Consider the following 6,106-nt stretch of genomic DNA (forward strand, 5'->3'; position numbering starts at 1 on the left):
TTTTGGAGTAGAAGATTACTGCGAAATGCTGAGTGCGGTCGACTGTCCGAAGGCCGCATAGCTTGAAACGATGACTTGATCTCCGGGCCGCAGGCCTGCCAGCACCTCGACCTGGGCATTGCTGCGCCGGCCCGTGCGCACCGCGCGCCGTTCGGCCGTACGGCCATCGGGCCCGAGCACGTAGACCCAGGCGCCGCCGCTGTCGCCGACCCAGGGGCCGGCAGGCAAGACCAGGGCGCGCGCGGGCTGGCCCAGGGTGAGCTGGGCGTCCAGGCTCTGGCCGGGGCGCAGCGAGGCCGGCTGCTCGCCGCTGAACCGCAGCTCCGCCAGGAAGCGGCCTTCCTTGATCTGCGGGTAGACGCTGGCAATCTGCACCGGATAGCGCCGGCCCTCGTGTTCGATCGAGCCGGGACGTCCGCTTGCCACGCGGTTCAGGTAGAACTCGTCGATGCGCGCGGCCAGCTTGAAGTGGCCCGGGTCGTCGATGCGGCCGACGTTCTTGCCGGTGACGATCGATTCGCCCACCTGCATGCGAAAGTCGGTCAGGCGGCCGGCCACGGGGGCGCGCACCACCAGCGCGTCGACGGTGGCCTGCACCAGCTGCAGGCCGGTATCGAGTCCGCCAATCGCTTTTTCCAGTTGCGACAGGGCCGGCGTGCGCACCTGGCTGTCGGCGGCGGCGCTGCGCTTCTCTAGCGCGATGGCGCGCGCCTCCTTCTCGAACGCGTCGCGCGATTCTTCCAGCGCCACCGGGGAGATGAAACCCTGCGCGGCCAGGCGCTCGTTGCGCGCGTGGCGCTTGCGCGCCTGTTCGAGATTGAAGGCCAGTTCGTCGAGGCGGCGCTGGCGCGTGCTGCGGTCGCTCTCCTGGGCCAGGCGCAGGTTGGCCAGGTTGTAGAGCTGCTGCGCCTGTTCGGCCTGGCGCGCCAGCAGTTCCAGGTTGCGCTGCGGGTTCGCGATGCGAAACAGCAGCTGGCCCTTGTTGACCACGTCGCCGTCGCGCACGAAGACTTCCTCGATGCGCCCCGACTCGACCGAATCGAGGATCACCGAGTCGAGTGGTTCGGCGTTCGCGCGCACCACCAGCTCGTCGCGGAAGACGCCTTGCTGCACGGCGGCGATCTGCAGCTCGGCGCGCTCCACGCGCAGGCCGCGCGGGATCTGCTGCCAGAGGGTGGCGCCCAGGGCCAGCAGCAAGACGGCGGCGGTACCGCTTATGACGAGCTTCCTGCCGCGCTTGCGCGGAACGATGGTATCCATGGCGGCGCCGGTGGCAGGAGCGGGAATCGGTTTCAGGGACATGCGAGGCTCGGTGAATGATGACGAGGACTGTCATTGCAAGCGCCGTGCCATGCCGTTTTCGGGCCCGATTGCCGGCTTTGCGAGACGATCTGTCCACTCCCGAACAGGCCAGGTGTCCGTTTCCGGACAGGTGTGCGGCAAGCGGGCAAATGCCATTTCGCCAGCTCATCTTCGCTGCTAGAATGCCCCGGACTTCAATGCCTCGCGCCTGCACATGGACCCGACCACCGCCCGCATCCTGATCCTCGACGACGACGCCGACGTGGCCTTCGCCGCGCGGATGCTGCTGCGCCGGCGCCATGGCGAGGTCACGGTACTGCACGACCCGGCGCGCCTGCCGGCGGCGCTGGCCGCGGGGGGCTTCGACGTGGTCCTGCTCGACCTGAACTTCACGCCGGGCCGCACCGACGGCGCCGAAGGCCTGGCCGTACTCGACCTCCTGCGCACACAGCCCCAGCCGCCCGCCGTGATCGCCCTGACGGCCTATGCCGACGTGCCGCTGGCGGTGGAAGCGCTCAAGCGCGGCGCGGGCGACTTCATCACCAAGCCCTGGGACAATGCGCGCCTGCTGGCGGCCGTCGATGGCGCCCTGGCGCGCCGCAGGGAGGCGCCGCCGGCCGGCTCGATCCTGATGGGCGAGTCGACCGCGATGGCCGCGGTGCGCGCGATGGTGGCCGGCGTCGGCCCGACCGAGGCCAACGTGCTGGTGCTGGGCGAGAACGGCGTCGGCAAGGAACTGGTGGCACGCGCCATCCACCTCGCCTCGAAGCGCGCAGCAGCGCCGTTCCTCGCGGTGGACATGGGCGCGCTGCCGGAAGCGACCTTCGAGAGCGAGCTGTTCGGCCACCGCAAAGGCTCCTTTACCGATGCCAAGGCCGACCGCGACGGCCGCTTCCAGGCGGCGCGTGGCGGTACGCTGTTCCTCGATGAAGTGGGGAACATGCCTTTGCCGGCCCAGGCCAAGCTGCTGGCGGCGCTGGAGCGGCGCGAAGTCACGCCCTTGGGCGCCGACCGACCGCAGGCGGTCGACGTGCGCATCGTCAGCGCCACCAACCTCGACGAGGCGAGCCTGTTCGACCCGGCCGTGTTCCGTCCCGACCTGCTGTTTCGCCTGAATACGATCGTGATCCGGGTGCCGCCGCTGCGCGAACGGCGCGGCGACATCCCGGGCCTGCTGCGCCACTACCTGGCCCATTACGAGGCGCAGTACGCGCGGCCGGCGCGTCCGCTGGCCCCCAGCGCGCAGGCGGCGCTGCTGGAATGGCCCTGGCCCGGCAACGTGCGCGCGCTGCGCCATGCCTGCGAACGCGCTGTGATCCTCGCCGCCGGCGACAGATACGCGTTCGCCGACTTCGGTCTGGTGGTGCCAGGCGCTGCACCAGCGCCGGCGCCGGTGCCGGAAGACCAGACCCTGGGCGAAGTCGAGCGCGGCGCGATCGCCGCCGCGCTGGCGCAGGCCAAGGGCAATATCAGCGAAGCGGCGCGGCGCCTTGGACTAAGCCGCGCCGCACTGTACCGCAAGCTCGAGAAGCATGGCCTCTAGGCGCGTGCTGCAACTGAAAGCCGCTGCGGCCATCCTCGCCCTGATGGCGCTGGCTGCAAGCGCCCAGGCCTGCGGCGACGCGCCACGCCTGCTGGTGCTATGCGCGCTGGCGGCGCTGGCGCCAGGCTGGGTGGTCTGGCATGCGCTGGTGCGGCTGGCACCGAGCGCCACCCAAGTGGCGGCGAGCGATCCGGTCCCGCTGCGCTCGTCGGCCGATGCGCTGGCGCTGGAGGCGCGCCTCGAACATGCGCCGGTCGCCCTGTTCCTGATCGAGGCCCGGGGCGAAGTCGCGCCCCTGAACGCCAACGCGCGCCAGTTCCTGGCGCCGGGACGGGTGCTCGATCGCGGCAAACTCTTCGCGCAGCTGGCCGCGCAGCCGGCGCAGGGACGCGCATTGCTTGCCTTCGATACCGAGCGCGGCCTTGAACGCGCCATGGTGGCGCTGTCCGCGCTCACGGTGCAGGGCAAGCCGCAGCGCGTCGCCGCGCTGCTGCCGGTCGAAAGCGAGCTCGAATCGGAGACCCTGAACGCTTGGCGCCAGCTGGTGCAGGTGCTGACCCACGAGATCATGAATTCGCTGACCCCGGTGGCCTCGCTCTCCAGCACGGCGCAAGGCATGCTGCTCGAACTGCAGCCCCAGTTGGAGGGCGAGGCAGCGGCCGGCCTCGCGATGGACCTGACGATGGCGCTGGACGCCATCGCGCGCCGGGCGACGAGCCTGGCGGACTTCGTCGGCAGCTACCGCAGCTTGTCCGGCATGCTTGAACCGCGCCCCGAGCAGATCGACCTCGAGGCTTTGTTCGCGCGCTTGACCCTGCTCGTCGAACCTGCCTGGCAGGCCCGCGGCGGCGAGCTGCGCATGCTGGTGGAACCGGGCGCGCCGGTGTTGGTGGCCGATCCCGGCCAGATCGAGCAGGCCCTGATCAACCTCCTGAAGAATGCGCTCGAGGCGACCGTCGGCATGGCTGCTCCTGGCGCGACGGTGCACGCGCGCCTGGTGCGCGGCGCCCGCCTGCGCATCGAGGTCAGCGACAACGGTCCCGGCGTGCCGGAGGAACTGCTGCCGCATATCTTCACGCCCTTCTTCACGACCAGGAAGGGTGGGCGCGGCATCGGCCTGGCGCTGGTGCGCCAGCTGGTGCACGGCAACGGCGGCACCGTCCGCCACGTGCGGCCCGTGACGGGCGGTGCCCGCTTCGTGCTGAGTTTTTAAAGCGGCGGCACGACGCCCGCGAACTGCAGCAGGTCGGCCATCCGGAAGTCGCCCGGATGGCTGGTCGGCAGCGTCGGATGCCACTGCGGCGCGGCGCGCAGGTAGGCGCCCGGGTCTTCGCGCAGCAGGCCGACGAAGACCTCGCCGACGATGCGTCCGCCGACGGGGCCCAGGCGCAGGCCGTGCTCCATCACCTCGGCTTCCTTCAGGATGTAGAAGAACAGCGGGGTCGAGCTGGCCAGGGTGTCACGCGGGTCGAGCGCGTAGGGCGCCAGCTCGCTCAGCTGGCTGGGCGCGAGCACCGGCATGTGCATGGTGCGCGCGATCGCCTGGCCGGAGGGGATGCCGAAGTTGATGTGGCGCGAGAGCGTACGTGCGGGCAGCGACTGCACGCCGTCGTTCGGCAGGCCGGGAGAAGGCGCACGCGCGCCGGGCAGCTGCATCAGCGGCGAGGACATCCTGGCGTCGATGCGCTTGTTCGGCCGCACGTTGCCGTCGCCGAAATCGAAGAAGGTCTGCCAGTCGACGAAGCGCCGCGCCGCCCGCTTGCCGCCGCGCAGGTCGTTCGGATCGGGCGCGGCCGGGTTCTCGGCGTCGTCGAAGATGAAGGCGAAGAAGGGCGCGCCGCCGGTCGGTCCGAAGTTGGCGCGGTAGCTGGGACGCACCTGGGAGTGCCCGAAACGGTAGGCGGCGGCATTGAATTCGATGGGGATGCGCGGCATCTCATGGCCGTCGCCAGTGCGGAAGCGGTTCAGCGAGGCCTCTGGATGGTAGTACGTCAGGCCGTTGCGCAGGATGTCGTCGAGCTGCGCCTGGCCGATCGTCAGCGGCAGGAACTCGTGCAGGATGATCCACTGGTAATGCCAGGTCACCAGCCGGCGCGCGTCCGTGTACAGCTTCTGGGCGCTGGCGCCGCGATACGCCGGCTGCGCGGCCAGGTAGTCGGTGACGGCATTGTGGAAGGAGAGCAGGGCGACCTGCATCTGCGCGATCACGACGTTCTCGTCGTTGCGGCTTTCGGCGACGATGGCGTTGTTCTGGCGGTCGCGCGGCATGTCGAAGCGCACCGCGCCATGGCGCGAGACGGCTTCGGAACCGGGTATCCGTTCGAGACGGAACTTGATGCGTCCCGAGCTGCTGTCGTAGAGTTCGGGCGAGCCCGTCGGCCCGTTGCCGTAGACCGAGTCGAGGTCGAAGGCGGCCGTGCGGAAGTTCACGGTTGCCATCGGGTTCGCGTTCGCGTTCAGGATCGACTTGCGGTCGAAGGTGACGTCGTGGTCGAGGAACTGGCCGAGGAAGGTCATGCCGGCGGTCATGTTCGGATTGTCCGGGTTGTTCGGGCTGAACACGGACGGATTCAGGATCGACTGGATCGGGTCGGTGAGGTTGTCGCCGGCGTCGATCAGGTCGTTGCGCGCCCCCATGCGCTGCATCGCCGCGCGCGCCGCGGCGGTTTGGGGCGCGAACGAGGGCAGGGCGGGGTACATGCGGGTGAACACATTGTCGGGGTGGGGAGCGCGGGCCGGCTGGCGCGCGGTGACGGTATCTGCTTCCGTGGAATTGACGACCAAACAGAGGCCTAGCGGCGCAAGCGCCGATAAAACGTGCTTTCTCATCTACGACTCCTGAAAGTTTCAAAAATTCAACGTGCGCGGGGATACGGCTGGCAATTCCATGCTGGGGGTACTGTTCAGATGCGTGCCGCCACGAAGGGCTGCAGCGAGGTGAATAACCGAGGGAATAGCAAAACGGACACTGACGCTGAAAAACGTTGAAGGCCTCAGTATCGATCGGGAAAGTTGGATGTCAAGCAAGGTCAGGCACGCGTATTTCGCGGCTGCGGCTGCTTCGTAGGGTGGGCGCCCCGTGCCCACCATGCTTCGTGCAATCCGTCTGCTCATCGTTATGGTGGGCACGGGGCGCCCACCCTTGTATCTTGATCGAGTTGGTGGTTAGCTATCACCAGCAGAGGTGAAGACCAGCTTGGGCCCACCCTTAAGGCTCGACCTTGGAAGGTAGATCAAGCCCTTCACCTCGTTCCCACACCA

Annotated in this window: 4 protein-coding genes; 2 read left to right on the forward strand and 2 right to left on the reverse strand. The window is 68.9% G+C overall.

Going from position 1 to position 6,106, the window contains the following annotated elements; genetic code table 11:
• Positions 1–15 precede the first annotated feature (15 nt).
• The gene (locus tag C2862_RS03875) at positions 16–1,302 is read right to left on the reverse strand and encodes an efflux RND transporter periplasmic adaptor subunit (RefSeq protein ID WP_229467278.1); all 1,287 of its coding nucleotides are present in this window, start codon (positions 1,300–1,302) and stop codon (positions 16–18) included.
• Between the two features lie 214 nt (positions 1,303–1,516).
• On the opposite strand from C2862_RS03875, the gene C2862_RS03880 reads away from it, so the two are divergent.
• Both C2862_RS03880 and C2862_RS25890 read left to right on the forward strand, forming a co-directional pair.
• A complete protein-coding gene (locus C2862_RS03880; protein WP_136218778.1) occupies positions 1,517–2,845 on the forward strand; it encodes a sigma-54 dependent transcriptional regulator in 1,329 nt (442 codons plus the stop codon).
• A complete protein-coding gene (locus C2862_RS25890; protein ID WP_136218779.1) occupies positions 2,835–4,058 on the forward strand; it encodes a PAS domain-containing sensor histidine kinase in 1,224 nt (407 codons plus the stop codon). The genes C2862_RS03880 and C2862_RS25890 overlap by 11 nt, the downstream gene beginning before the upstream one ends.
• Here the strand turns inward: C2862_RS25890 and C2862_RS03890 are convergent.
• Positions 4,055–5,629, reverse strand: coding sequence for a heme peroxidase family protein (locus C2862_RS03890; protein WP_168709992.1), 1,575 nt, complete (start codon positions 5,627–5,629; stop codon positions 4,055–4,057). The two genes, C2862_RS25890 and C2862_RS03890, sit on opposite strands and share 4 nt — an antisense overlap.
• Positions 5,630–6,106 lie beyond the last annotated feature (477 nt).

The organism is Massilia sp. Mn16-1_5 (genome assembly GCF_004798585.1).
Taxonomy (GTDB): domain Bacteria; phylum Pseudomonadota; class Gammaproteobacteria; order Burkholderiales; family Burkholderiaceae_D; genus Telluria.